The organism is Streptomyces sp. NPDC046925 (assembly GCF_040644915.1).
GTDB lineage: Bacteria > Actinomycetota > Actinomycetes > Streptomycetales > Streptomycetaceae > Streptomyces.
In genome coordinates this window covers 74,981-100,315 of sequence record NZ_JBEYWZ010000010.1, presented here as the reverse complement: position 1 = coordinate 100,315, position 25,335 = coordinate 74,981, and the positions used below count along the sequence as shown (strand labels likewise).

Genomic DNA, 25,335 nt, shown 5'->3' with positions numbered 1-25,335 from the left:
ATTCTCAGAAGTGGGACCACACATGGGAGATCGCATGGGAGAGCGCAGGGGAGAGCAACCAGGAAAAGTGAGGGCGAGGCTGATGCGGGGTTCGGCCGTGACCGGTGTCGCCGGGGTGGTACTCGCGCTGACCGGCGGTGGTGGAGTCGCGTCGGCGGAGCCGGTGTCGCTCGCGCAGAAATACACCTGCAAGTTCCCGATCATCAACAACGACCCGATCGAAGTTGAGATCACCACGGACATGCCCACCACCATGAAGGTGGGCGAGACGGTCCCCGAGTACGACATCAAGGCCGTCACCAAGGTCAGCGCGCGCGCCGCGCAGGGCCTCGGCGTCCTCGGAGCGGTCAGCCTGGAGGGCAAGGCGACCGCCGACGTGGTCGTCACCCAGCCCGGCGGCGACGGCACTCTGCCCATCAAGGTCGCCAACACCGTCGCCAAGGCCGACATCCCCGATCCCGCCGCGGACTTCGAGGTGACGGCGACCGGCAAGTCGCCCGGCGGGCTCCTCACCTGGGGCCAGGCGGGCGACGCGGCCTTCGACGTGAAGGGCCTGAAGCTGCACAACATGATCGCCAGGGACACGGCGGGCAAGCCCGTCCAGCTCCCCCCGAACGGCGATGAGTTCACGGCGGAGTGCACCCTCGACGCAGGTCAGAAGACACTCCTGCACACCATGAAGATCACCGGTGACGGCGGCACCGACCCCACGGATCCGCCCACGGATCCGCCCACGGATCCGCCCACGGATCCGCCGACCGACCCTCCCACCGATCCGCCCACGGACCCGCCCACCGATCCGCCGACGGACCCCGCTGACCCCGCGGACCCGACCGACCCCGGCACCATCCCGGGCTCCTCGGGCGGAGACTCGGGCGCTTCGGGCGGGTCGGGCGGGTCGGGTTCGAGCGGCGGCTCCGGATCCTCCGGCACCCAGCTGGGCACGCAGGTGAGCGGAGGCTCGGCCGGGCTCGCGGCGACCGGCACGTCCGGCGTGGGCCTGATGCTGGCGGCGGCGGGAGGTCTCAGCGCGGCCGGCATAGCGGCCTTCCACTATCTGCCGCGGCGCATCAGGAGGGACGAGCAGACCGTCTGAGACCGCTGCCGTACGGCAGTGCCAAGAGCGGGCCCGGAGCAGCGACGGCGCTCCGGGCCCGCGGTCTTGCCGTACCGCCGTACCGCCGACCGCCGGTCAGGTCCGCGCGGCGGAGCGTGCCCTGCGGCGCCGCACCACCACCCCCGCGATCAGCAAGAGCAGCACCAGGGCGAGCGTCACGAGGACGCCCCAGTTCACCGTGCGATAGGCGGTGCTCCCGCTCTCCACCAGCTCACCGCCCTTGTCGCTCGCGGTGAGCTCGACGCTGCCCCAGTCCAGCGGAGGCGGCGCGGCCCACTTCTGGGTGATCCGAACCCGTTGGCCCGGCATCAGCTCGGCGGGCAGCTTGTTGCCCGCGCTGTCGAAGGACGTCCGGCCGAACAGGCCCTTCGCCTTGAGGTCGACCCTCGGCTCCAGCTGCACGTTCCCGTTGTTGACGAGCGTGTAGGTGACCGTGGCGTCCTTGCCGAGGCCGGGGACCAGCGGAACCTCGTAGTCGAACCGCACGTCCTGGACGCTCAGACCCGGCTTGCGCTCGCCGTTGACCCGCAGATAGATCCGGGCCCCGACCGCCTGCCGGATGCCGACGCCGGTGCCCTTGGCGCGGGCGACGCGCTTGTCCAGGGCGATGACGGCGCCGGGGTGGTCGCCCGGCGATGCGGTGCGCGGGATGGCGACGGTGAAGGGCACGGTGGTCCTGCCGCCCGCCGGGACCGTCACCTCGGAACGTCCCAGGCGCGTCCACACCCCGACGGACCGCTGCTTCTCGGTGGGCTCGCGCACCGCGAAGCCGCCGTCGCGCGGGGTGTTGTACGCGTCGGCGGCGTAGAGCAGAAAGGTCACCGGCTCCTTGGCGAGATTGGAGACGGTGACCTTGTCGCGCACGGTGCGGCCGGGATCCGCCTTCATCCGGAAGTACGCGCGGCGGGCCTCGTCCTTGGCGGCCTTCTTGCCGGCGGGGAAGACGGACCAGCGGCCGTTGTCGGCGGCGTACGCGTCCGGTGGCGGGCCCGCGGTGAGCAGGCCGAGCGCCAGGGCCAGGGCGGTGAGGAACACGGCGGCGTATCTGCGATGAGCGAGCTGCGTACGGAAGAGGTGCATGCGGACCCCAGAACTGTGAGATGCGAGGAGAAGAGGCGAAGGCGGAGCAACGCCGAAGAGGTGGACCGGCCGTCGCACGACGGCCGGTCCACCGGGTGAAGCGCGGGATCAGGTCAGCGTCAGCGTGAGCACGGCCGCGTAGTCACCGGCGGCCGCGGTCGCCGGTACGTCGAGCGCGAGGCCCGCGCCGACCGTGAACTCGCCGCCGGTCTGCGCCGCGTCGGGCGCGCTGGCGAGCGTGGCGCCCGCCGCACCGACCGTCCCTTGGGTGCCGGGCACGCAGGTGCTCGCCGACCCGGCCGCCGTCTCGCAGGACGGCGTCCAGCCGAGCTTGTCCGCGCCGATGGTGCCGGCGCCGCCGGTGAAGTCGGTGACCTTCCCGGTGAGCGACCAGCCGGTGGCGCCGTTACGGGCGTCCTTGACCGTCACCTTCTGCAGATCGCCGGTCGAGCTGCCACCCGCACCCTCCTCGACCGGGGACAGCGCGACGGTGTCGCCCGCCTGGGCCATGGTGAGCTGACCCCCGCCCTGCTTGGGGGTGACCTTGGTGTTCACGTTCTGCTTGCCGGTCGAGGGCTCCTGGCCCGGGTCCGGGTCAGGTCCGGGGTCCGGGTCGGGCCCGGGGTCGGTGCTGCCGCCCTGGATCTCCATCGTGTGCAGGAGCGTCGACTGGCCCGCGTCGAGCGTGCAGGCCGTCTCGAACTCGTCGCCGAACGGCGGGAGCTGGACCGGAGCGCCGTCCGCGCCCCGGGCGATCATGTTGTGCAGCTTGAGGCCCGTGACATCGAACTTGGCGGTGCCGGGGTCGGCCCAGGTCAGCAGGCCGCCGGGCGACTTGCCGGTGGCGTCGACGGTGAACGCCGCCGCCGGGTTGGGGATGTTCGTCTGGGCGACGTTGTTGACGACCTTGATGGGAAGGTTGCCGCTGCCGGGCAGTGTCACGTTCACATCGGCGGTGGCCTTGCCCTCCAGGGTCACCGCGCCCATGACGCCGAGGCCCTGTGCGGCCCGTGCGCTGACCTTGGTGACGGCCTTGATGTCGTACTCGGGAACCGTCTCGCCCACGTTCATGGTGGCGGGCATGTCGGCGGTTATCTCGACTTCGATCGGATCGTTGTTGATGATCGGGAACTTACAGGTGTACTTCTGGTTCAGCTTCAGCGGAACCGCGGAAGCGGTACCTCCGGTGACAGTGATCAGGCCGGTGACCAGCCCTGCGGTCGCGACCGCTGCCAGGGCGCCACGCACCCCGGTTCTCTTTCGATTAGCTCTCATGAGCTGCCTCTCGTACTGCGTGAACGGGCAGAACGGATGAAGGAAGAATGGCCGTACATGTCGTTATCTTCGCCAGATACGGTCCTGTTTCGGATCGGTAAACTACTGACGGGTAGTTGGGCGGTCAAGATGTCAATTACCCGCAGAATTCAGGTGCCTGGATTTGGGGGCTGTTTCATACCCGGGTGAGTAACGAGCGATCCGGACTCGTACGTCGATGCCAAATTCCCGGAGGGTGCGCGCGGGTGACAACTGATCCCGGCTCCGTACTCACCCCGCAACAGATCTTCGGTACGCGGTGAAACGTCTCTTGACCGACTTCTCGAGGCGCGACTAGCTTCCGCTTTCGGCTCGATTGTCAATTCAACGTAATTGGCAGTGCCTGTGCTTGTGCTGTTACTCGTGCTTGTGTCGCCGAGCGGTCGGAGTTCTGATGCTGTCTAGTGAGGCAATCCGGGTCGAGGTTCCCGGGTCGAGTCCTTCCGGCCGCGCGTACGGGAGACCGAATGCGGCCCGCCTCGCCCCCGACGCAGCCGAACGCGGACGCGCCGGGCTCACCGACACCCGCAATGCCCAACCGGCCCTGGGCATTGCGGGGTTCGCCGAGCCGTGCGGCGGGGGTGCGCGATGAGCCGTTTCCTCTTCGTGGTGCCGCCGCTGGCCGGCCACGTCAACCCGGCCTCGGCCGTCGCCGCCGAACTCGCGGGCCGGGGGCACGAGGTGGCCTGGGCCGGGCAACCCGCCGTCCTGGAGGGCCTGGTGGCCGCCGACACCCCCGTCTTCCCTTGCGCGGGCGCGCCGGGCATCAACGACAGGCCCCGCGATCTGCGCGGCGCGGCGGCCCTGAAGTTCCTGTGGGACGACTTCTTCGCGCCGCTCGCCTACGCCATGGCGCCCGGAGTCACCGCGGCCGTCCTGGAGTTCGGGCCCGACCTGCTCGTCGTGGACCAGCAGACGGTCGCGGGCGCACTGGTCGCCGAGCGGCTCGGCGTCCCCTACGTGACCTCATCGACCACCTCCGCGGAACTCGCGGGCAGCCCCGTCGGCACCCCGGCGTCCGACCAGGCAGACCAGGCCGACCAGTGGATCACCGACCTCCTCGACGGGCTGCGGCTGCGCCTCGGCGACCCCTCGGCCCGTTACGACCCGCGGTTCTCGCCGCGGCTCACGCTGGTCTTCTCCACCAGCGAACTCACCGGCCCGCAGCCGCCGGACGGCGGCCCGTTGCGTTTCGTCGGCCCGGCGCTCGACCAGACGCCCGACTCGCGCGCCGACACCGCCGACTTCCCCTGGGGGTGGGTCGACCGGGACGACGGCCGGGCGCTGGTCCTGGTCACCCTCGACACCGCCGACACCACGGTGGGCGCCCACTTCCTCGCCCAGTGCGTCGACGGCCTACGCGCTCGGTCGCGTGAGCTGCGGGCAGTGGTCGTCGACCCCGACGGGGTCCTCGGGCCATCACGCGCCGACGACAACCTCCTGATCTGCCCCGCCGTGCCCCGACTCGCCCTCCTGTCCCGCACGGACGCCGTCGTCTGCCACGGCGGGCACACCACCGTCACCGAAGCCCTGTGGCACGGCGTCCCCCTGGTGGTGGCCCCGGTCCGCGACGACCAGCCCCTGGTCGCCGCCCAGGTCACCGCCGTGGGCGCGGGCGTACGGGTGCGATTCGGGCGGACCGACGCCAAGGCCGTCGGATCCGCCCTGGACGCCGTACTCGGCCAGCCCCACTTCACCGCGGCCGCCCGCCGCGTCAGCCACTCATTCCGCGACGCGGGCGGAGCCCCCACCGCGGCCGCACACCTCGAAGAGCTCGCCATCGCAGAGCAGGAGAACCCTCGGCAGAACCTGCAGATCTAGCCGAGCGCACGCCCCGCCCGAGCCGCAGCCAACGGCCGCGCGGACGCGCCGGTCCCTCCAGCCATCACACGCCACCTGCCCCGGGGGAACTGACATGCCGACACGGATATCCCGCCGGGCAGGACGGCTCGCCGCCGTCCTCGCCCTGATCCTCGCGGCCTGCACGCTCTTTCCGGGCACGGCGGGCAGCGAACCCCGCCCGGCCGCCGCGAGCACGGGCGCTGGCGCGGGCACGAGCGCGGGCGCCGCCGCACAGCTACCGCCCGACGACTTCTACGTACCGCCGTCCTCCCTGCCCGACGGCAAGCCCGGCGACATCATCCGCTCCCGCAAGGTCGAGCCCGGCACCCCGACGCCACGCGCCCTGGCCGACACCTGGCAGGTGATGTACCGGTCCACGGACGCACTGGGCAGACCCCACGCGGTGACGGCCACCGTCATGGTGCCCAAGGGCGGCACCCCCGCCTCGCGGCCCATCGTCGGCTGGGGGCCGGGCACCCAGGGCCCGGCGTTCCGCTGCACCCCGTCCCGGATGATCGCCAAGGGCGCCCTGTACGAGCAGTGGGTCATCAACGCCATGCTCAGGGCGGGTTACGCGGTTGTCGTCCCCGACTACGAGGGCTACCGGCCGGGACCGAAGACGACGTACATGGTCGGCAAGTCGCTCGGCCCCGCCCTCATCGACGCGGTCCGCGCCGCCCAGCGGCTGCCCGCCGCCGGGCTCTCCGCCGACGCGCCGGTCGCTTTCCGCGGCTACTCGCAGGGCGGCGGCGCCGCACTGTGGGCGGGCGAGTTCCAGCCCGACTACGCGCCCGAACTCAAGCTCAAGGGCATCGTCGCGGGCGGCGTCCCCGCCAACCTGATGGAGGTGGCCCTGCCGCTCAACGGCCGCCCCGGCTCCGGCTTCCTCTTCTACGCCCTGATCGGCCTCGACAACGCCTACCCCGAGCTCAAGTTCGGCGACGTGCTCAACGACGCGGGCCGCGCGATGACCGCCGACCTCGAAGCGGGCGGCTGCGCCCTCGAGATGATCAACAAGTACGGCAACAAATCCCTGTCCGCGTACGTCACCCGCAGCCCGCTCGTCGATGCACCCTGGGTCGCCCGCTACACGGAGAACACCCTCGGCAGCAGCCCCAAGATCAAGGTCCCGGTGCTCCAGTACCACGCGACGCAGGACGCCCTCGTCGAACCGAACCAGGCCGACGCCCTGCACAAGCAGTACTGCGCCCAGGGCGTGCCGCTGACCTGGAAGACGTACGACACCACGAGTCACCCACCGGTCGCCGACCACCTCTGGCCGATCCAGGCGGCGAACGCCGAGGCCATGACGTATCTCGCCGACCGCTTCGCGGACCGGCCCGCCACCCCCAACTGCTGAGCGCCGCCATCCCGAGAGGTGAGTCATGGCATCGAACAACAAGCACCGCAAGAAAGGCAGCGCCCGCATCCGCCGGGGCATGGCGGGCACCGTCGTCGCGGCCGTGGCGGTGGCCGGGCTCACCGCATCGGGCGCGCCCGGCGGCCCACAAGCCGCACCCCGGCGCGGCGCGGCCCCGGACAGCGGCAGCGGGGACGGCGGGTGGGTCCCGCCTGCGGGCCCGTCGGCCGACGCGTACCACACCGAACTCCCGCCGCTGCGCGGCAGCAAGGGCACACCCGGAGCCAAGGACGAGGAGACCCCCGAGGTGCGGACCCAGTCCGGCATCCCGGCGACGGTCCTGACCGCCTACCGGCGCGCCGAGGACGCCCTGGCCGACACGGACCCCGGCTGCCGCCTGCCCTGGCAACTCCTGGCGGCCATCGGAAAGGTGGAATCCGGGCAGGCCCGCGGCGGCCGGGTCGACGCGGACGGCACGACACTCAAGCCCATCCTCGGCCCCGTCCTCAACGGCAGCGGATTCGCCCAGATCTCCGACACGGACGGCGGGAAGTACGACGGCGACGCGACCTACGACCGGGCGGTGGGCCCCATGCAGTTCATCCCCTCCACCTGGGCCCGCTGGGGAGCCGACGGCAATGAGGACGGCCGCGCCGACCCCAACAACATCCATGACGCCGCGCTCGCGGCCGGCCGCTACCTCTGCGCGGGCAACCGCGACCTCACCGTCACGGCGGACCTGGACCGGGCGATCCTCAGCTACAACCACTCGTCCGCCTATCTGCGCACGGTCCTGGCCTGGCTGGACTTCTACCGCCGCGGCGCCCACGAGGTCCCCGACGGCCGGGGCCCGCTGCCCGCCAGCCCCGGCCCCGGCGGCAAGACCCAGGCGACCCGCCCGAACGGCGGGGACGGTCGGGACGGCGGCGGCCTGGTCATCGGCCCCCAGCCGTCCGCCCCGGCGAACCCCCGCCCCGGCGACTCGGCCTCCCCGGACCCGACCCGCCCGGGCCCACGCCCGACAAGTCCCGGCCCGCGCCCAAGGCCCACCACTCCCGACCCCAACGACCCGGACCCCACCACCCCGGAGTGCCCGACCCCGACGCCCTCCGACACCCCGTCCCCGACGGACGACCTGTCGCCCTCCGACACTCCGACGCCTTCGGACCCCTCCTCGCCTTCACCGTCCCCCTCACCGACGGGATCGCCCTCGCCCTCGCCGACCGACTCGGCGCCCCCCGACCCCTGCGACCGGTAGCGGTGCGCGCTGTTCCGCCGGCAGCCGTCGCTCCAGGCGCAGCATCAGCACCGCGCCCAGTGCGGAGAGCAGACCTACTGCGAGCCAGGGCAGCAGGCGGCCCTGGCTGAAGAGCAGGCCGAACAGGGCTGGGGCGAGGATGCCGGCGACGGCGAAGGAGTACTGGAACGCCGCCAGGTAGGAACCCCGCGAACCGGAAGGCGCGGCCGCCGCGGCCAGTGCGTTGGACGCGGGGCCGTAGGTCATCTCCGCGAGGGAGTAGCACACCACCACGAGCACCAGGAACGGCACCAGCGCCGGGGACGGCAGCAGGGCGGCCGCCGCGGAAGCGGCACACCACAGGGTCCACAGGCCGCCGGCCCAGGCCATGGCCCGGGCGCGGGTGCAGCGGCGCCGCACGAAGCGGGTGAGGGCGCCCGTGCAGGTGGCCAACAGCAGGGTGTTCAGGGCCAGAAGCGGACCCGGAGCCCAACTGGGCCCCGACAGGCCCTGGACGACATAAACAGGCAACGACAGGGCCAGAAACATGCTGCACAGGGCGAAGATCGTGCAGGTCCCGATGAGCGCGAGGTAGGGCCTGTCCCGCAGCAGCGCCCGGTAGCCGGACCGGCCTTCGGCGGGCGGCGGGGCGTGCGGGACGGAGGGCACCGCGAAGACGACCACCAGAGCGGCGGCGAGGAAGGCCAGCGCGCTGGCGAGGATCAGCCCGTCGTACACGCGCGCGGAGTCGGCGGCGAGCACCGCGCCCGCGAGCAGCGCCCCGCCACCGGCGCCCGCCTCCCGGATCATCCCGGTCCGGGCGAACCAGTGGTCCATGGCGCCGGCATGGTCGGCATCGGCCTGGTCGGCGACGAGCGTGAAGACCGATGACCAATAGACCCGCAGGCCGACCGAAGCAACCAGCGCGGCGGTGACAAGCGAAGCCACCCCGGAGACGGTCAAGTAGAGCAGGAAACCGACCCCTTGCACGGCTTGCCCCCCGGCGACCACGAGCCGCGGCCCGACCCGGTCCACAAGCCGCCCGACGAGCAAGGGCACCGGCAGGGTCAGCGCGGTAGCCACACTGAGGAGCACGCCGATCGCGGCCAGATCCAGGTCGGTGACCCGCAGGAAGTACAACATCGACAGCGGGAGGTACAACCCCGTCCCCAACGAGTCGACCGCCACAGCGGCGAGCAACGGCCACCGCCTCACCCCACCCTGCCGCCCCACACCATCCCCTGCGTCTGCGTCTGCGTCTGCGTCTGCGTCTGCGCCTGCGCCTGCCCGAACCACACCACGCACCACCCTCATCCACCTGACCTCGCGGCGGCCAGCCCCCGTTTGTATCAAGGGGGTTGGGGTGCCTCAACTCAATATGCCTGTCGCGTCGGTACGCTTGAGGTGTCCGTATTGTGGCATTTCGAGAAGTCCATCTAGCCTGGATTCGCGGGACCAGGCCCCTTCACGGGTTCCGAACCATGTAGGACTTCTTCGGCGGAAGGCCGGTACGCCATGTGCAAGCACAGCACCCCGAGCAGGCCCGCGCTGGATATCCGTAGTGGTGGGTTACGCATCACCGTGCAGCGCGTACCGGCATGGCTGATGGGCCTGTTGACCACCGGGACGGGAATCGCGGGCACTTGGTGGTTGCATCGGTGAGGCGGGCTACCTGCACTAGGCCCACGTGGCCGCACTGATGGCCCCCGCGCTCACACCGTGATGACGAGCTTGCCCCGTGGGTGTCCCTTTTCCAGGTGGCGTACGGCGGCCGGGGCGTCGGCTAAGGAGTAGGTGCGGTCGATGATCGGGGTGATTGCCTTTGTCTCGGCGAGGTTCTTGAGGGTCAGCAGGTTCTGGCGGCGGACGGTTGCGAACACCGGGCGGAAGGTCTGGCTCACGACGGCGGACAGCACCAGGCCGCGTGCCCAGCGGTCCATGCCGCCGAGGACGGGGCCTCCGTTCTCGCCGCCGACGAAAGCGACCGTGCCGCGTGCGGTGAGGACGCGGCGCAGGAGGGACAGGGGGCGGTTGCCGGCGGCGTCCAGGATGAAGACGTAGCGGACGGGCCGGGCGGTGATCTCCTCGTGGGTGTAGTCGATGACATCGGCGGCGCCGAGGTTGCGGAGCAGGTCGCCCGCGTCGGGGCCGCAGACGCCGGTGACCCTGGCGCCGTAGTGGACGGCGAGCTGCACGGCGTACGTTCCGACGCCACCGGACGCCCCGATGACCAGGACCCTCTGGCCGGGGCCCGGCTGTGCCACCGCGAGGGCCTGGAGTGCGGTGATGCCGGAGACGGGAAGCACGGCGGCTTCCTCGAAGGACAGGGAAGTGGGTTTGGGGGCGAGCCGGTTGCCCTTGCCGCACGCGTATTCGGCGAACGATCCGTCGCACTCACCGAAGACCTCGTCGCCCGGCCTCACCCCGCCCACCTTCGCGCCGACCGCCTCGACGGTCCCGGCGGCATCCCAGCCGCGGACGCGATGGCGGGGCCGCCGGAGACCGATCTGAGGGCTGAGGCGGGCGATGTACGGCCGCCCCGTCATGAGGTGCCAGACACTCGGGTCGACGCCCGCCGCGTGGACACGTACGAGCACCTCGCCCTCGCCGGGGGTGGGGCGGTCGATGTCCCGCAGGCGCAGCAACTCCGCGGATCCGAAAGCGTCCTGGACGATGGCCTGCATCGGACCCTCCTCGACCGCCATTGCGACAGGGCTCTTCTGGATGGTCCTGGCCGAGCGTGCCGTTGGCCAGACCGGGGGGCGAGTTGTTCACGGACGGGGCGGGGTGGCCAGTGTCAGGGGTAACAACTGGCCCTCCCGGCACGCGGAGCAGCGTTCAGCGGGACTTGGACGAGAGCGGCGGTGCGTCGCTCGCCGCGGTCCCTGAAGCCGTCTGCGTACGGGATTCCTCCGCCACGAGGCCGAGTACGCGCTCCCGCTCCCGGCGGCCCCAGGTCTCCTTCGTCGCGAGGATGCCGCCGAGGCCGATCACGGCCGCACCGAGGTAGAGCAGCGCGGCGCCCGGCCAGCCGAAGGAACCCACCAGGGCGGCGGCGAGCAGCGGGGCGAAGCCGCCGAGGGCCGCGGCGACTTGATAGCCGAGTGAGGCTCCCGACGTACGGGTGGCGGTGCGGAACTGCTCGGTGAGCAGCGAACCCTGGGTTCCGGTGAGTGAAGCGTGGATGAGGCCGATGCCGATGATGAACACCGAGATCACCAGGGCGGGTTGGGCGGAGTTGGTGAGCAGGTACATGGGGAAGGCGAAGAGGATCGCCGCCGTACAGGCCGCTATGTAGATGGGGCGGCGTCCGATGCGGTCGGTGAGCGCGCCGGCGAGGAAGGTGACGGCGATGGCGAGGATGCTGGCGACAGTGATCGCGCCCAGGGCGACGGGCCTGAGGTCAGGGTGGCGTTCGGTGATGTAGCTGAGCAGGTAGGTGGCGGTGGAGTAGTAGGCGAAGGATTCGACGACGCGCAGGGCGATGACGCGCAGGATGCCTCGCCAGTCGTCGGCCAGGGTGGCGCGGAGCGGGTTCTTTTCGGTCTTGCCGCTGGCCTGCGCCTCCTCGAACTCGGGGGATTCGGAGAGCCGGGAGCGCACGATCAGCGCGGCGATCACCATGACGGCGCTGAGCAGGAAGGGCGTCCGCCACTGCCAGCTGCCGTCGAGGGTGTCGCTCCACGCGAACACACCGCTGGCCAGGGCAATCCCCAGCGGGTTGCCGGCCTGGGGGATCGCGGCGAACATGCCGCGGCGGTGCCATGGCGCGTGCTCGTACGCCATGGTGATCGCCCCGCCCCACTCGGCGCCGAACGCGAGGCCCTGGATCATGCGGATGAGGACGAGCAGGATCGGTGCGAGCACACCCACCTGTTCGTACGTCGGCAGCACGCCGATGAGGAAGGTGGCGGCGCCCATGATGGTCATGGCTGCGACGAGGACGGGCTTGCGGCCGAGTTTGTCGGCGAAGTAGCCGCCGATGGCGCCGCCGAGCGGGCGCATGACGAAGCCGACCGCGAGGGTGGCGAAGGAGAGCAGCGTGCCGACGAACCGGTCGCTCTCGGGGAAGAAGACCGCTCCGAAGTAGAGGGCGGAGGCGGTGCCGTACGCGATGAAGTCGTAGTTCTCGACGCTCGTGCCGAAGGCCGCGGCGACCGCGGTCTTGACGCGGTCCTTGGAGCCGAGCACGCTCCGCCGTCCGGCGGGGACGCTGGTGGACATGAGGGTTCTCCTTGAAGGGTCGCCGGATCCTTTGAGTGCGCGAGTTGTTTTGGGCATGACAAGGCATGGCGAGGGAGCGCCTGGCGTCGTCGTGCGTAGGCTGGGCGTTCGGGTGGTGTCAGCGGTTTTAGGGGGCCGGGGTCAGGGCGTCGAGCGCGTTCAGTTTGGCGACCCGGCGGCGGGTCTCCTCGTCGTCGTCGAAGACGGCACCGAGGAACTCGCGGACGATGTCGGGCACGAGCGCGTGGGGGACCAGCCAGGCGCCCATGGCGATCGCGTTGGCGTCGTCGTGTTCGACGGCCTGGTGCGCGGAGTAGGGCTCGTGGGCGAGGCCGCAGCGGATGCCGGGCAGTTTGTTGGCGGCCATGATGGCGCCCTGGCCGGTGCCGCAGACGAGCACGGCCCGATCGGCGGAGCCGGAGAGCACGACCTCGCAGGTGGTGCGGGTGATGTCCGGGAAGTCGACGGGTTCGCTGCTGTGGGTGCCGCAGTCGATCGCCTCATGTCCGAGTGCCTCGATGGCCTGGCGGACGGTGTCCTTGAGCGCGTATCCGGCGTGATCTGCGCCGAGGGCGACCTTCATCGGTGGTTCCTCTCGGGAAGGGCGCACTGCGGATTCGCCGGGTGGAGACCGGACGTTGCAGTGCTCGGTGGTGGGGTGGGAGAGCAGCGGGCGCTGACGGTGGCGCCGAGCGCGAAGCGGGCGCTCATCGAGCGTCCGTCGGGGCGCGGTCGGCGAAGGTGGTGGGGATGCGTTGCCCCGGCGCGGGGCGGCCGGCGATGAGCTCGACGAGGCCTTGTACGCCGAGCCGGCCGATCGAGGAGGCGACGTTGCGGACCGCGCTGATGGGCGGCGAGGCGAACTCGAACCAGTCGAGGTCGTCGAAGGAGACGATGTCGATACGGGCGGCCTGCTCCGCGCCGAGCCGCTCGTGCAGCGCGCGTACGGCTCCCATGGTGGTCGGACCGTTCGCCCCGAACACGGCCGTGAAAGGGACGCCGCGATCGAGGATGCGGCCCATGGCCTCGGCCGCCCCGCCCGCGAGGAAGTCACCGGCGTCGAGCAGCTTGTCGTCGGTGCTGATGCCGTGCGCCCGGCGCCCGGCGAGGTACGCGGCGCGGCGCTCGGCGCCGGTGGAGATCGTGTCCGGGCCGCCGATGAAGGCGACGTCGCGGTGGCCGCGGCGCTGCAGCCAGGCGAGCACATGCTCTACGCCCTGCGCGTTGTCGGTGCCGTACAGCGGGGCGTCGACGCCCTCGATGCTGCGGTTGAGGAACACGAGCGGCAGTCCGGAGGCGAGCGTGGCCGCGAGCTGCGGCGAGACGCTGCTCTGCGGCGAGAACAGCAGGCCGTCGATGCGCTGGGAGGCGAAGGTCTGGAGGTAGGCGTCGGCCTGTTCCGCGTCCTCGTTCGCGTTGGCGAGGAGCACGGTGTATCCGTGGCGGCGCGCCTCCTGTTCGGCGGCGTGCGCCAGTTCGGAGAAGAACGGGTTGCGGATGTCCGAGACGAGCAGCCCAAGCACGTCGGTGCGGGCGCGTCGCAGGGAGCGGGCGGGGCCGTTGGCGACGTATCCCAGCTCCGCGGCGGCCGCGAGCACGCGGGCCCGCGAGTCGGCCGAGGTCTGGCTGCTGCCGCTGAGCACTCGGGACGCGGTACCGAGCGCGACCCCGGCACGTGCGGCGACATCCTTGATCGTGGCCACCCGCCCCACCCCCTCGTGGAAACGTTTCCATGAACCGAACGCCTTTAAGATCCCACACTGATCGCGAAATGGGCAAGGTCCTGGAGGTACGCGGTACGGCACGAGCATGGTTGGGGCGGCAACTGGGGTGCTCCGGGCGAGAGGCCTGCGTTCTACGCCCAAGTCCCCGCAAGGTCAGGTATCTACTCCGGGGTGCAAATCCTCGTACGCTTCGCGGAGTTCGAGTGCTTCGGGGAGCTTGCGTGCCTCCACCACCCGGACGATTTCCAGTGCACGCCAGAAATTCGCGGGCGGGAGACGCCTGGACGCGATCGCCTTCTGTGCCGCGTCCGTCGCCTCGTCCAGGCGACCGAGCGACAGCAGCGTCAGTGCCAGGTCAAGGTGAGCTGTGACGGCGCGCCGCGGCCACACGGTCGGGTCGGCTCCGCGTGAGAGGTTCCCGATCACCTCGCGGGCTGGCGCCTCGGCAGCGGGGTCGCCGATCCATGCCAACGTAGTTGCCTCGTACGACGTGACCTTGTCGATGTCGTACTGGTAGTGATGCTCGCGCTGCGCCCGCATGACCGTGGTCGACGCGAGGCGCTGTACGCGCCCGATGGCGGCGTATGCCTCCTGCTTGGCCCCGAGCCGTGCGTGGGCCCTTCCCTCCTGCGCCTGGCTCTGAATTTCGGCAGAACTGCCGCGCGGCGCGATGTCCCGGGCCGATTGGGAAAGCGTGACCGCTCGTGCGAAGTCACCGGCGATGAGCGCTCCCCATGCCCGTGTCTCGTGCACCCAGGCGTGTATCTCGCGATGCTCGGCATGCTGAGCGAGCAGTGCCGCCGTCCGGAGGCGGGATGCTGCGGCGCTGCCCTCTTTGAGATCAACATGAAGGGTCGCAGCGAGCAGCGACAGCCACCCCCCGATCACGAGAAGCCGACGATGCTCGGCAAGCGTCTTGCGCTGGTCAAGAAGCCTTGTGACGTAATCGGAGTGACGCCGTACCTCCCGGAGGAGCGCGGACGGCGCGGCTGTCTGATAGGCCACAGCCAGGCTGTCGAAAGCCGCTTCGAGGCGGTCCAGTGTCTCCGCGCCGACGTCGGAGGATTCGACCCGGCGTGCCAGTTCCAGGGCTTCCAGGTCGTCGTCTGTGCCCGGTCCGTCGTACGGAGGTGTCAGCGACGACCCACCCGTATCGGTACTGGTCGGGAGGCCGGCCGCTTGCTCCAGAGCATCGACCGGCACGCCGAGTGCAGCCGCGATGAAGGGAAGCCAGGTACGGGGGGTTCGGCGCCCCGTCTCGTACCTATAGATCTCTTGCCGTGTGAGCGTCCCCGCGTGCACACCGGCCGCGCGGCAGACCTCGCGGGCAAGATCTTCTTGACTCCAGCGCTTGGCCTTGCGCAGTCGCCGGATTGTCTGGCCCACAGCCTCGCCCGTCATGTATCCAGCTTGGCCCACATCCGGGTCTACAGATGGCCGCTAGGCGGAGATTCCCACCCAAGAGAGCCTGAGGACGTACGACCTCTGCAATCCCTCGCGAGTCGTCGCGAGGGCGTGGGGCACCTGATGGAAGCAGGCGAACATGTCGAGCGACAGTGAGCAGCGGGCTACCGGGGAAACGCCCCCCGAGGTGATCGAAAAGCACCCCGTCGGCGTCTTGGTCATCGACCTGCGGCGGCAGCGGCTTGGGCGTGTGATGGGGCATGAAGGGCCGTATCTTCAGCTCCGCCCGCCCGGCGGGGGGCGTGAGTGGGACGCCGATCCCGAACGCGTCCGTCAGGCAGAGGGAGACGAGATCCTTCGTGCGGGCGTGTACGAGGTGAGCCACGTGGCCCCGGAGCGGACGCCGTGAGCGCGCAGCCCGAGGCCTTGCCCGATGCGAAGACACTCAGCAACCTTCAATTGACCGAACAGGCCTGCGCGTTGTGCGGGCGGCGCCTGTTCCGTGATCGGTTGCTCGGCTGCGTCACGTACCGGGATCACCTCGGCAGGGAGATCACCGCGGAGTTGTGGGCGTGCGCGCCGGTGTGTCCGCGGTGATCAAAACGTGCCGGGAGTGCCGCGAGGACACGGCTGAGCCGATCGCCGTCGGCCTTGAGTCCACGATCTCCTGCGGCGGGCGTGTCATTTACCTGTGCCTGCCGTGCCGTCTTGATCTCAAGGTCGTGCCGCTGTCGCTGCATCCCGAGGGCTCCCTCGGACGGGTGCTGTACGAGGAAGACACCGCTCCCTGAACGGGGCGACGGTGAGTCGGCCTTGTAGGGTCTCGCCACCGCCGGACGTGACGCCCCCTGCCCTCAGACGCCCGTGTGCGGCTCCGCGCGGCGCGCGGCCGCGGCGCCGACATCGATGGCCGTCCAGGCCATGCCGATTGCCCCGTCGATCACGGCCCGGTCCGCCGTCGCGGTGCGGCACGCGGCGGTGAACTCCGGTTGGTGGTTGACCGCGGGGAGACAGTCGAGGCCCAGCATGGGGTGGATGGTGGGCACGGCATGAGAGACGTTGCCCATGTCGGTGGCGGCGCCCGCGACGCTGCTCGGCAGTTCGGGGAAACGGCGGCCGAGTGCCGTGGCGTTGGCGACCCACAGGGCGAGGAGATCCTGGTCCGGCCGCAGGTCGGCGTAGTCGGGGCCGACCGGCGCGGTGGTCAGGTCGCAGCCGGTGGCCAGTGCGCCGGCCTCGAAGCAGCGGTGTACCCGCGAGGCCAGCGGCTGCAACGCGTCCATGCTGTCGCTGCGCACGATCCAGCGGCCGCGGCTGGAGTCGGGGATGACATTGGCGGCGGAGCCCGCTTCGGTGACGATGCCGTGGATGCGGTCGGAGGCGCTGGTCTGCTGGCGCAGCAGCCCGATGCCCACCTGGGCCACGGTCATGGCGTCCGCCGCGTTGACGCCGAGCTCGGGGTAGGCGCCGGCGTGAGCCGCCTTGCCCTTGTAGGTCACGTCGAACTGGGTGACGGCCAGGCCGGGCATCGCTGCCATCTCGACCGCGGCCGGATGAACCATCATGGCCGCGTCCACGCCGTCGAAGGCGCCCTGCTCCAGCATCAACACCTTGCCGCCCCCGCCTTCCTCGGCAGGCGTGCCCAATACCCTTACCGTCAGGCCGAGTTCGTCCGCCAAGGGGGCGAGTGCGATACCTGCGCCGACCGCCGCGGCGGCAATGATGTTGTGGCCGCAGGCGTGGCCGATGTCGGGCAGGGCGTCGTACTCCGCGCAGATCGCGATGTGGGTCGGGCCGCTGCCGACCGTCGCCTCCACGGCGGTCGGCAGCCCGCAGTATCCGTGCCGGACCTCGAACCCCGCCTCGCTCAGGGCCTCGGCGACCCACCGGCTGGCGAGGTGTTCCTCGAAGGCCAGCTCGGGGTGGGCGTGGATGCGGTGGGACAGGGCGATCAGGTCGTCCGCCGCGGCACGGATGTGCCCGGCCGCGGCCTCCTTGGCGGCGGTCACAGGGAGCCCGCCGGGGTGGTGGCGGCGACGTGCACGGCGGCGGGCCGGGTCGCCGCGTCGTATGCGGCACGCGCCCCGGTGGCGCCCATACCGCTGTCGCGGGCGGGTTCGTAGAGCCGCTCGGGGCCGCCGCCCTGCCACTGGTTGACCCAGACGACACCCACGGGCAGGCGCGCGGCCGCCGCGATGTGATCGGGGTCGTCGGTGTACACGGTGGCGGCGAGGCCGTAGCGGGAGGCAGCCGCGCGCGTGAGGCCCTCCTCGAAGCTGGGGACGACGGTGACGGGCGCTACGGGGCCGAACGTCTCCTCCGTCATCACGAGCATGGTGTCGTCGACTCCGGTGAGCACGGTCGCCGGGTAGAAGTAGCCGGGACGTTCCGGTACGGCTCCGCCCGCGCGGACGGTGGCGCCCTTGCTGACGGCGTTCTCCACGTGGCGTCGTACGGTCTCGCGTTGCCGTGCGTCCACGAGCGGCCCGAGCATGGTGGCGGGGTCAAGTCCGTCGCCGATGGTGAAGGTCCCCGCAGCGGTGACGAGTGCCTCGGTGAACTCGTCCGCGATCCGCTCATGGACGTAGACGCGTTCCATGGAGGTGCAGATCTGGCCGGTGTTGATGAACGCGCCGAACGCGACGGCTCGCGCGGTGGCCACCGGATCGACCCCGGCGTCGATCACGACGGCGTCCTTGCCGCCGAGTTCGAGCACGCTGCGGCTCAGACGGTGGCCGGTCGCCGCCCCCACGGCGCGGCCGGCCCCGACCGAGCCGGTGAAGTGGACGAGCCGTACCTCTTCGTGTTCCGCCAGCGCCGCGCCGGTGCGGCCGTCGCCGAGGATCAGGTTCAGCACGCCCGCGGGGAGCCCGGCGGAGGCGGCCAGCTCCAACAGCCGCACGGTGGAGACCGGGGAGCGCTCGGAGGGCTTGACCACGACCGTGTTCCCGGCGGCGAGCAGCGGACCGAGTGCGCCGAGCACCATGACGACCGGAAAGTTCCACGGCGTGATCACGGCGGTGACGCCGAGCGGGTGGCGGACGATGTCGGTCCGCTCGCCCGCCGGACCCGGACCGGTCACGGTCTCGCTGAACGGGTACGTCAGCGCCTGGTCGGCGGCGGCCTTCAGCCCGGCCACGGCCCCCGCTATGAAAGTGCGCCCGATGCCGACCGGTTTGCCCATCTCCCGGCATTCCAGTTCGGCCAGTTCGTCGGCGTGTGCGGCGATCGTGTCGGCCCAGGCGTGGATCCGTTCCACGCGGTGCGCCACGGTGAGCGCGGCCCACTCGGGCTGCGCCGCGCCCGCCGCGGCCACGGCGCGGTCGACGTCGTCGGCGTTGCTCGCGCGGAAGTGCGCGAAGGCCTCCTCGGTGGCGGGGTTGACCACGGCGACGACATCCTCGCCGACCGCCTCTTCCCACCGGCCGCCGATGAAGTTCTGCAGGGTTTCCATGGTGATGGCCGTTTCTGTTCGGTACGGGGCGGGACCAGGCATCCCGGTAGAGGGGAGGCCCAGGGAGTACGGGGCGGGGTCAGGCGTCGAGGCGGTCGGCCATGAGTTCGCCGGTCATGATGGCGGCGAGGTTGGTGTTGGCCCGGGGCACGGAAGGAAAGATCGAGGCGTCCACGACCCGCAGCCCCCGGACCCCCTGCACCCGGCAGTCCGGGGCGACGACCGTCCCGGCGGCTCCGGGAGCGCCCATCCGGCACGTACTCGTGCCGTGCTGGGCGTCGATGACCGTGGACAGCAGGTAGTCGTCGAGGTCGCCGTCGTTCGCCAGCGCCCCGAACAGCGGACGGTTCGCCTCTTCGATCGACCCGTCGAGCACGGCGGCTGTCCCGGCGCTCCCGCTCAACTCGACCAGGGCCCGCACACCCTCCCGCATCGGAGCGAGATCACGCTCGTCGGACAGCATCCGCTGCGCGACGTAAGGGTGCACCGACGGGTCGGTGGAGACCAGGATGAGCTCACCGCGCGAGTGGGTGTGGTTCAGCCAGACGCCGAAGGCACCGGCGTGCGAATGGGTGTTGGCCGTGGCCATGGCCAGCACGTTCTGGTTGAGCGAGACGAACATGAGGTCGTCGGAGTGCGTACCGGCCTCGCTGGACCAGCGCACGCAGACGTTGGTGTGCCGGTCGTGCGGCGACTTGATGGCGGCTTCGGCCCGCAGCGGCAGCGAGAGCACCGTCATCGCGTGGTCCTGCATGCCCAGCCCGACCGGCAGGTCCTGGCGGACCCCGATGCCCAGCGCCCGCAGCTGACCGGCGGGGCCGATGCCCGAGCGCAGCAGGATCGCGGGGGAGTGGATGACGCCCGCGCTGAGGATCACCTCGTCCGCGTACCCGGTGACGACGGATCCCTCGATCACCGCTCGGACACCGACCGCGCGGTCGTTCTCGAAGAGGACGGTGTCCACGAGCGCGTCGCCCCGGATGGTGAGGCCGGCCAGTTCGCGTGCGGGTTCGAGGTAGGCGTCGTTGACGCTGACGCGGCGCCCGTCACGGGAGTTGATCGGGTAGGGCGAGACTCCGGTGGCACCGGGGGCGTTGACGTCGGGCGCCCAGCCGAATCCCGCCGCCAGGGCCGAGTCGGCCAGGGCCCGGTCGACGCCTCCCCAGGCGTCTTTCGGGGCCCGGTGGATCGGGGTCGGTCCGCCGCGGCCGTGGTAGGTCTCGTCACCGAATTGTTCGTCGTCCTCCAGCTTGGCGAAGTAGGGCAGCACATCCTCGGGCGCCCATCCGTCGCAGCCGAGCCGGGCCCATTCCTCGAAGTCCGCCATCGGCGGCCGGATCGCGATCTGGCCGTTGACGGACGAACTGCCGCCCACCCCTCGCCCGCGCCAGTACGGTGCCTGCGGTTGTTTCTCGGTGCGCGAGGAGTTCAGGCCGGTCCACACCAGGTGTTCCGAGGCCGCGGGGTCCATGAGGGCCACCACGGGATTGGGCGAGCGCCACGCCTCCGGCATCTGCGCCGAGCGGTAGTCGGGGCCAGCTTCGAGCAGGAGGACCCGTCGGCCGCGAGTGGCGGCGCGGACGGCGATCGCCGCACCCGCTGAGCCCGCGCCGACGACGATCAGGTCGAAACCGTGTGCTGCCATCTCTACTCCTTGATGCGGGAGGAGCCGCTGCTCCGCGATGCGGGAGCGCCCCGCGCCGGTGACTTCTGCGCGGATGCTGGTAATCTGACGTACCAAGAAAGTTCAGTCAAGAATGAATATTCATTTTTTTCCGTACAGGGGGATGGGTGTCGCCAGCCGCCGACAGCAACTCAGGCATGGGCGAGGAGCCGCTGATCGAGGACTTCGGTCAGCGGATCGGACGCGCGATGGGGTGGCCGCCCATGGCCGGACGGCTGGCGGGTGTCCTGATGCTCAGTCCGGCCCCCATGACGCTGTCGGAACTCCAGACGACCCTGGGGGCCAGCAAGGGCTCGGCATCCGAGATGACCCGCCTGCTCGTCGCGAACGGCACGGTCGAACGGGTCAAGGTGCCCGGTGTGCGCCAGGCCGGTTACGTGTGGCGCGACGATGCGTGGAGCGGCTGCCTCCAGCACCAGCTCGACCAGAACCGGCAGTTGCTCGAACTCGCCCGGACCGCGCAGGAGCGGGGCCTTGGCATGGCAGAGGTGCAGCAGGCACGCCTTCGCGACATGTACGCGTACTACGAGTTCATGGTGGGGCATCTGCGGCGTCTGCTGGACGAGTACGAGCAACTGCAGGCAGGGCGCTAACTGCCCGCCCCGCCCAGCCACTTCAGCCCGTCCAGGAGGAACCGGTTCTGGGTCTCGCTCGCGAACGTCGACGACAGGCGGGTGTTGGTGTCGTAGTTCATCGCGTTGTGGCCGAAGTTCGCGTACAGCATCTTGTACTTCGTGTTGGTCCACAGGATCGGGTAGTAGCCGCTGTACCAGGACTGGTCGGGATCCGTGCCGAGCGGGAAGCTGCTGGGGTCGACGGATGCCAGGATCTTGATGTCCGGGTTCCGGCGCAGATCATTGGACCAGCTGTACCACTCGCTGACCGACGAGGTGAACCGGGCCGGCAGGTTCTGGGTGGCCCGGTGCGTACGGTCCTCGACCTTGAGGGCCGCTGTCGTGGGACCCCAGGTGTTGGACTTGAAGTTGCCGCTGCCGAGGAACTGGTCGTGATACCACGGCCAGCTGCCCGCGTCGGTCGTGAAGGCCGAGACGTGGAATCCCATCCAGGCGCCGCCCGCTCGCATGTACCGCTCGAAACCGCTGCGTTGGGCCGCGGTGTGCGGTGTGTCGTCGAGGAACAGGACCACCTGGTAGGAGTTCACGCCGCCGTTGGCGAGCAGGTCCCAGTTCTTGCTGGCGGTGTAGGTGAAGCCGTTCGCCGCGGCCTGCTTCGGGAACCAGTCGTTCGCCTCCTTGTCGAAGTCGATGTGCGCCGCGTCCCAGGTGCCGCTGTAGAGCGCGAGCACCTTGAACGGCGCCGCCTCCGTGTTCGCCCGCGCGGCGGGCGGTGCGGCAAGGGCGAGGAGCGTCGCCAGCAGCAGCAGGATTCGCAGGGCTATGCGGGAGGAACCGGACCTGATGGTGTGCATGAACTCTCCTGGGGTGGGGGGTGGGGGGTGGTTGGGGGGGTGCGAGTTCGTCATCCTGGAGAACACGAGCAGGGCGGTGCGGCGAGCGAGGCGCGTATCGCGGTCGAGCGCGCGAGGCGTTCACTTGGTCGACCTCGCGTACGGCTGCGCACGGTTGTTCACGTGGGTGAACAGTGGACGCATTCGCGAAACTATGGCGACCGGGAACTTAAAGGTCTGCACCAGGGTCGTCAAGAGGTGAAGCCAAGAAGCGTCCGAACAAGCCTGTCCGTGCGAGGAGTTGAACGCGCTGAGTTGAACGTCCCGAGTTCGCAGAGAAGAGCCGGGCCCGCTCAGTCGGTCAGGCCGGCTTGCGGCCTACGGCGCCCCGTCAGGCCAAATCGCCGGGCTCGTCCGCGCTTTGGCGCTGCTCCAGGGGAGTAACTCCCGCCACGCCGGTGGTAGGTGAGCCGCCGGGGGTGAAGCGGCGCAGCAGGAACCCGGTGGTCAGGGCCATTACGAACATCACCACCGCGTACACCGCCGAGGGAATGGCCATGCGTGTGCTGTCCAGGAGTGAGGGGCTCAGGGCGATGGCCATCGACAGTGTGGTGTTGTGCATGCCGACCTCGAAGCAGGTGGCGACGGACTGCCGGTGGTCGCCGCGGGCCAGCCGGGTCGCCCCGTAGCCCGTGGCGAGGGAGATCGTCGCGAAGAGGACGACGACGAGGCCGACGTCGGCGAGGTAGCCGACGACGTTGTTCCGCTCGGCGACGACCGCGACGACGATGATGACGACCAGTGCGGCCACCGCCGTCACCTTGACGGCGCGGGTGGAGCGTTCCGCGAAGCCCGGACGGCGGTGGCGGGTGAACATGCCGGCCGCGACGGGCACCAGGACGACGAGGAAGACCTGCAGTGTCTTGTCGAAGCGCAGACCAAGGGCCTCGTCCGTACCGGTCATGAAGTGGTCGAGGGAGAGGTTCACGACGATCGGCAGGGTGACGACGGCGATGACCGAATTGATCGCGGTCAGCGTGACGTTGAGTGCGACGTCGCCGCCGAAGAGGTGGCTGAAGATGTTGGCCATCGTGCCGCCGGGGGAGGCCGCGAGCAGCATCATGCCGACGGCGAGTTCCGGGCCGAGGTCGAAGGCCAGGACCAGGCCCAGGCAGGCGGCGGGCAGCAGCACCAATTGGCAGCAGAGGGCGACGGCGGTCGGTCGCGGGTAGGCGGCTACCCGGCGGAAGTCGGCCACGGTGAGGCCGAGTCCGAGACCGTACATGATCACGGCGAGGACGGCGGGCAGCAAATACGCGGTCAGCGGCGAGTCCATGGGCACCTCCGGAGCCGGGGACGAGTGGCCGCAGGTTCAACGGAGGGCTCCTTGGCGGAAACCGGCGGGCTCGAAAGCTGTGGGCATGATTCTCGGTTCAGGCCCGGCCGTACGACAAGGAGGAAGACGAACCCCGTCTGACGCCCGCTCAGCTCGACGCCAACTCACCTGACTGGCATCGGCGTTCACCGGACGCCCGCGTGCAGCCTGCGGACCCGGCCGCGGCGGGCTGCGGAGCCCGCTTATCCGACGCGGTTCTCCAACCCGCCCAGGATGAGGGCAAGTCCCGCCTCGAACGCCGACTCGTGCTCGATCAGCGGGATGTCGGCATGTGCCGGGCTGTCATCGGCACCCGCGTCCGCCTGTTCCTCCAGGACGCAGCCGACCGTGTACCGGCCGGCGGCCAGCATCGCCATCCGGGCATCTCCCTCGGGCACGCCGGATGCGAGCAGGAAGTTCATCTTGCGGGCGACCCGGTCGAGGTCCGCCACACCGGGGCTGCTTCCGGCGTGCAGACGCGCGCCGTCGCGGCGCATCAGCAGGGTGCGGCGGAAGCTGCGCGTGTTCTCCAGGAACCACTCACGCCAGTCGTCGGCGGGCTCCGGCAGCGGCGCCGTCGCATGCGGCGCCATGGCGGCCTCGGCCATGGCGCTGAGCAGCTCTTTCTTGTTCCGGAAGTGGTAGTAGAGCGACGGCTGCTCGACGCCGAGGCGTTTCGCGAGCCGTCTGGTGCTGACAGTGTCCAGGCCGACCTCGTCCAGCAGGTCGAGTGCCTCGCCGACGACGGTCTCGCGGTTCATCTTCACGTTGACAACCTATCGGTGATAGGTGACGCTGTAAATCTACCTATCACCGATAGAAAGAGGGCTGTGCCATGACGCGCGCCGCCACAACCGCCTCCTTGAAGGTCCTTGTCTGCGGCGGCGGGATCGCGGGGCAGGCTCTCGCCTACTGGCTGGCCCGGGGCGGTCACCGGGTGACCGTCATCGAGCGCTTCCCGGCCCTGCGGGCCACCGGCGCCCAGGTCGACCTTCGAGGCCAGGGCATCGACGCCGTACGGCGCATGGGGCTGCTCGACGTCGTCAGGAGCAAGCTCGTGGACGAAGCGGGCGTCGCCTTCGTGGACGCGCGCGGCAAGGTCAGGGCGACGATCATGGCCAACACGTCCGGACGGGGGCGGCAGACCCTGACATCCGAGTACGAGATCATGCGCGGCGACCTGGTGGGCATCCTCCACGACGCGGCGAAGGACGATGTGGATTACGTCTTCGGCGTGAGCGTGGACCGCTTCGAGCAGGACGAGAAGCGCGTGGTCGCCCACTTCTCGGACGGCTCGTCCGGCGCATTCGATCTGCTGGTCGGCGCGGACGGACAGGGATCACGCGTCCGGCGGGCCATCCTGCCGTCCGGCACTCCTGATCCGTACCGACGGGTGGGAATCCACATGGCCTACTGGTTCGTCCCCCGCACCGCGACGGACACCGATATCCGGGACACCTACAACGCCCCCGGCGCCCGAATGATCATGCGCAGGAGTCACAACCCCACCGAAACACAGGTCTATTTCGTCCTGCGGGACGACTCCGAAGAGGCATCGGCCGTCCACCGGGAGCCGATCGAGCACCAGAAACAGTTCTGGGCCGACAGGTTCCGCGACGCGGGATGGCAGACCGAGCGCTTCCTCGAAGGCATGGAGACGACCGACAGCTTCTACTCCCAGGAAGTCGTGCAGGTGCGCACGGACACCTGGTCGAAGGGGCGCGTGGTGCTGGTCGGAGACGCCGCCCACTGCGCTTCCCCCTACAGCGGCATGGGGGTCTCCGGCGGCCTGATCGGCGCGTATGTCCTGGCCGGTGAGATATCCCGGCGCGCCCGTGATCTCCCCGAAGCCCTGGCGAATTACGACACCGTGCTACGGCCCTTCGTCGACGAAATCCAGGCGGCGGTCAAGCCGCATCTCCTGCGCCTGGGCATGCCGAAGAACAAGCTGGCCATCGACGCCTTTCACTCCGTCACCGCACTGGCCTGCTTTCTGCGTATCCCCGAATTCATCGCGCAGCACGCGAAGGAAGACCGGGGCGGCGACTGGCGGCTCCCGGAATACCCGGATCTCGACGCCGGGTAGCGGAGGAGAGATCGGTCGCCGCCGGC

21 protein-coding genes and 1 pseudogene are annotated in these 25,335 nt (G+C 70.4%); 8 read left to right on the top strand and 14 right to left on the bottom strand.

Features of this window, described 5'->3' with window-relative positions; translation table 11 throughout:
• The first annotated feature begins 82 nt into the window (after positions 1-82).
• Positions 83-1,096 (top strand): DUF6801 domain-containing protein, encoded by a 1,014-nt coding sequence (locus ABZ906_RS32470; RefSeq protein ID WP_361389013.1) that lies wholly within the window; start codon positions 83-85, stop codon positions 1,094-1,096.
• Between the two features lie 96 nt (positions 1,097-1,192).
• On the opposite strand, the gene ABZ906_RS32465 is transcribed toward ABZ906_RS32470, so the two are convergent.
• On the bottom strand, positions 1,193-2,197 hold the full coding sequence (locus ABZ906_RS32465; protein WP_361389010.1) for a DUF916 domain-containing protein: 1,005 nt from the start codon (positions 2,195-2,197) through the stop codon (positions 1,193-1,195).
• A gap of 108 nt (positions 2,198-2,305) precedes the next feature.
• Positions 2,306-3,445, bottom strand: a complete 1,140-nt coding sequence (locus tag ABZ906_RS32460) for a DUF6801 domain-containing protein (RefSeq protein WP_361389007.1) — start codon at positions 3,443-3,445, stop codon at positions 2,306-2,308.
• 654 nt (positions 3,446-4,099) lie between these two features.
• On the opposite strand from ABZ906_RS32460, the gene ABZ906_RS32455 reads away from it, so the two are divergent.
• The 3 genes from ABZ906_RS32455 (at position 4,100) to ABZ906_RS32445 (ending at position 7,971) form a co-directional block, all read left to right on the top strand.
• A complete protein-coding gene (locus ABZ906_RS32455) occupies positions 4,100-5,332 on the top strand; it encodes a glycosyltransferase (protein WP_361389004.1) in 1,233 nt (410 codons plus the stop codon).
• A gap of 94 nt (positions 5,333-5,426) precedes the next feature.
• Positions 5,427-6,713 carry a lipase family protein gene (locus ABZ906_RS32450; protein ID WP_361389001.1) on the top strand — a complete coding sequence of 429 codons (1,287 nt, stop codon included), beginning with the start codon at positions 5,427-5,429 and terminating at the stop codon, positions 6,711-6,713.
• 25 nt (positions 6,714-6,738) lie between these two features.
• A complete protein-coding gene (locus tag ABZ906_RS32445) occupies positions 6,739-7,971 on the top strand; it encodes a lytic transglycosylase domain-containing protein (RefSeq protein WP_361388998.1) in 1,233 nt (410 codons plus the stop codon).
• On the opposite strand, the gene ABZ906_RS32440 is transcribed toward ABZ906_RS32445, so the two are convergent.
• The 6 genes from ABZ906_RS32440 to ABZ906_RS32415 form a co-directional block, all read right to left on the bottom strand.
• A complete protein-coding gene (locus tag ABZ906_RS32440) occupies positions 7,906-9,150 on the bottom strand; it encodes an MFS transporter (RefSeq protein WP_361388995.1) in 1,245 nt (414 codons plus the stop codon). The genes ABZ906_RS32445 and ABZ906_RS32440 overlap by 66 nt on opposite strands.
• 512 nt (positions 9,151-9,662) lie before the next feature.
• Positions 9,663-10,634 (bottom strand): NAD(P)-dependent alcohol dehydrogenase, encoded by a 972-nt coding sequence (locus tag ABZ906_RS32435; RefSeq protein WP_361388992.1) that lies wholly within the window; start codon positions 10,632-10,634, stop codon positions 9,663-9,665.
• 154 nt (positions 10,635-10,788) lie between these two features.
• Entirely contained in the window at positions 10,789-12,174 is a 1,386-nt protein-coding gene (locus tag ABZ906_RS32430) for an MFS transporter (protein WP_361388989.1), read from the bottom strand.
• Between the two features lie 127 nt (positions 12,175-12,301).
• Positions 12,302-12,757: an RpiB/LacA/LacB family sugar-phosphate isomerase gene (locus tag ABZ906_RS32425; RefSeq protein ID WP_361388986.1), complete on the bottom strand. Its 456-nt coding sequence runs from the start codon at positions 12,755-12,757 to the stop codon at positions 12,302-12,304.
• A gap of 124 nt (positions 12,758-12,881) precedes the next feature.
• Positions 12,882-13,877 carry a LacI family DNA-binding transcriptional regulator gene (locus tag ABZ906_RS32420; RefSeq protein WP_361388983.1) on the bottom strand — a complete coding sequence of 332 codons (996 nt, stop codon included), beginning with the start codon at positions 13,875-13,877 and terminating at the stop codon, positions 12,882-12,884.
• A gap of 174 nt (positions 13,878-14,051) precedes the next feature.
• Positions 14,052-15,299, bottom strand: a complete 1,248-nt coding sequence (locus tag ABZ906_RS32415) for a helix-turn-helix transcriptional regulator (RefSeq protein WP_361388980.1) — start codon at positions 15,297-15,299, stop codon at positions 14,052-14,054.
• Between the two features lie 142 nt (positions 15,300-15,441).
• Between ABZ906_RS32415 and ABZ906_RS32410 the strand changes: the two genes are divergently transcribed.
• The gene (locus ABZ906_RS32410; RefSeq protein ID WP_361388977.1) at positions 15,442-15,711 is read left to right on the top strand and encodes a hypothetical protein; all 270 of its coding nucleotides are present in this window, start codon (positions 15,442-15,444) and stop codon (positions 15,709-15,711) included.
• A 157-nt stretch (positions 15,712-15,868) separates the two neighbouring features.
• Positions 15,869-16,093, top strand: coding sequence for a hypothetical protein (locus tag ABZ906_RS32405; RefSeq protein WP_361388974.1), 225 nt, complete (start codon positions 15,869-15,871; stop codon positions 16,091-16,093).
• Positions 16,094-16,156: 63 nt separating this feature from the next.
• On the opposite strand, the gene ABZ906_RS32400 is transcribed toward ABZ906_RS32405, so the two are convergent.
• The 3 genes from ABZ906_RS32400 to ABZ906_RS32390 form a co-directional block, all read right to left on the bottom strand.
• Positions 16,157-17,311, bottom strand: a complete 1,155-nt coding sequence (locus ABZ906_RS32400; RefSeq protein WP_361388971.1) for a M20 family metallopeptidase — start codon at positions 17,309-17,311, stop codon at positions 16,157-16,159.
• Positions 17,308-18,756, bottom strand: coding sequence for an aldehyde dehydrogenase family protein (locus tag ABZ906_RS32395; protein WP_361388968.1), 1,449 nt, complete (start codon positions 18,754-18,756; stop codon positions 17,308-17,310). Before ABZ906_RS32395 ends, ABZ906_RS32400 begins: the two co-directional genes overlap by 4 nt.
• Positions 18,757-18,835: 79 nt before the next feature.
• A complete protein-coding gene (locus tag ABZ906_RS32390; RefSeq protein ID WP_361388965.1) occupies positions 18,836-20,401 on the bottom strand; it encodes an FAD-dependent oxidoreductase in 1,566 nt (521 codons plus the stop codon).
• Positions 20,402-20,547: 146 nt separating this feature from the next.
• Between ABZ906_RS32390 and ABZ906_RS32385 the strand changes: the two genes are divergently transcribed.
• Positions 20,548-21,033, top strand: a complete 486-nt coding sequence (locus tag ABZ906_RS32385; RefSeq protein ID WP_361388962.1) for a hypothetical protein — start codon at positions 20,548-20,550, stop codon at positions 21,031-21,033.
• Between the two features lie 2 nt (positions 21,034-21,035).
• Here ABZ906_RS32385 and ABZ906_RS32380 read toward each other — a convergent pair.
• From ABZ906_RS32380 to ABZ906_RS32370, 3 genes and pseudogenes are all read right to left on the bottom strand, one after another.
• Positions 21,036-21,869 (bottom strand): annotated as a pseudogene (locus ABZ906_RS32380) (ThuA domain-containing protein); the annotation flags it as partial.
• A 370-nt stretch (positions 21,870-22,239) separates the two neighbouring features.
• Positions 22,240-23,184, bottom strand: a complete 945-nt coding sequence (locus ABZ906_RS32375) for a bile acid:sodium symporter family protein (RefSeq protein WP_361388960.1) — start codon at positions 23,182-23,184, stop codon at positions 22,240-22,242.
• Between the two features lie 242 nt (positions 23,185-23,426).
• On the bottom strand, positions 23,427-23,984 hold the full coding sequence (locus ABZ906_RS32370; RefSeq protein ID WP_361185022.1) for a TetR/AcrR family transcriptional regulator C-terminal domain-containing protein: 558 nt from the start codon (positions 23,982-23,984) through the stop codon (positions 23,427-23,429).
• A gap of 74 nt (positions 23,985-24,058) precedes the next feature.
• On the opposite strand from ABZ906_RS32370, the gene ABZ906_RS32365 reads away from it, so the two are divergent.
• Positions 24,059-25,309, top strand: coding sequence for an FAD-dependent oxidoreductase (locus tag ABZ906_RS32365; RefSeq protein WP_361388957.1), 1,251 nt, complete (start codon positions 24,059-24,061; stop codon positions 25,307-25,309).
• Positions 25,310-25,335 lie beyond the last annotated feature (26 nt).

What these genes read in the sequence shown, in the direction of transcription:
- ABZ906_RS32470 (WP_361389013.1), top strand. Translation starts at nt 83, where the DNA reads ATGCGGGGTTCGGCCGTGACCGGTGTCGCCGGGGTGGTACTCGCGCTG.
- ABZ906_RS32465 (WP_361389010.1), bottom strand. Translation starts at nt 2,197, where the DNA reads ATGCACCTCTTCCGTACGCAGCTCGCTCATCGCAGATACGCCGCCGTG.
- ABZ906_RS32455 (WP_361389004.1), top strand. Translation starts at nt 4,100, where the DNA reads ATGAGCCGTTTCCTCTTCGTGGTGCCGCCGCTGGCCGGCCACGTCAAC.
- ABZ906_RS32450 (WP_361389001.1), top strand. Translation starts at nt 5,427, where the DNA reads ATGCCGACACGGATATCCCGCCGGGCAGGACGGCTCGCCGCCGTCCTC.
- ABZ906_RS32445 (WP_361388998.1), top strand. Translation starts at nt 6,739, where the DNA reads ATGGCATCGAACAACAAGCACCGCAAGAAAGGCAGCGCCCGCATCCGC.
- ABZ906_RS32435 (WP_361388992.1), bottom strand. Translation starts at nt 10,634, where the DNA reads ATGCAGGCCATCGTCCAGGACGCTTTCGGATCCGCGGAGTTGCTGCGC.
- ABZ906_RS32430 (WP_361388989.1), bottom strand. Translation starts at nt 12,174, where the DNA reads ATGTCCACCAGCGTCCCCGCCGGACGGCGGAGCGTGCTCGGCTCCAAG.
- ABZ906_RS32425 (WP_361388986.1), bottom strand. Translation starts at nt 12,757, where the DNA reads ATGAAGGTCGCCCTCGGCGCAGATCACGCCGGATACGCGCTCAAGGAC.
- ABZ906_RS32415 (WP_361388980.1), bottom strand. Translation starts at nt 15,299, where the DNA reads ATGACGGGCGAGGCTGTGGGCCAGACAATCCGGCGACTGCGCAAGGCC.
- ABZ906_RS32410 (WP_361388977.1), top strand. Translation starts at nt 15,442, where the DNA reads ATGTCGAGCGACAGTGAGCAGCGGGCTACCGGGGAAACGCCCCCCGAG.
- ABZ906_RS32395 (WP_361388968.1), bottom strand. Translation starts at nt 18,756, where the DNA reads ATGGAAACCCTGCAGAACTTCATCGGCGGCCGGTGGGAAGAGGCGGTC.
- ABZ906_RS32390 (WP_361388965.1), bottom strand. Translation starts at nt 20,401, where the DNA reads ATGGCAGCACACGGTTTCGACCTGATCGTCGTCGGCGCGGGCTCAGCG.
- ABZ906_RS32375 (WP_361388960.1), bottom strand. Translation starts at nt 23,184, where the DNA reads ATGGACTCGCCGCTGACCGCGTATTTGCTGCCCGCCGTCCTCGCCGTG.
- ABZ906_RS32370 (WP_361185022.1), bottom strand. Translation starts at nt 23,984, where the DNA reads ATGAACCGCGAGACCGTCGTCGGCGAGGCACTCGACCTGCTGGACGAG.
- ABZ906_RS32365 (WP_361388957.1), top strand. Translation starts at nt 24,059, where the DNA reads ATGACGCGCGCCGCCACAACCGCCTCCTTGAAGGTCCTTGTCTGCGGC.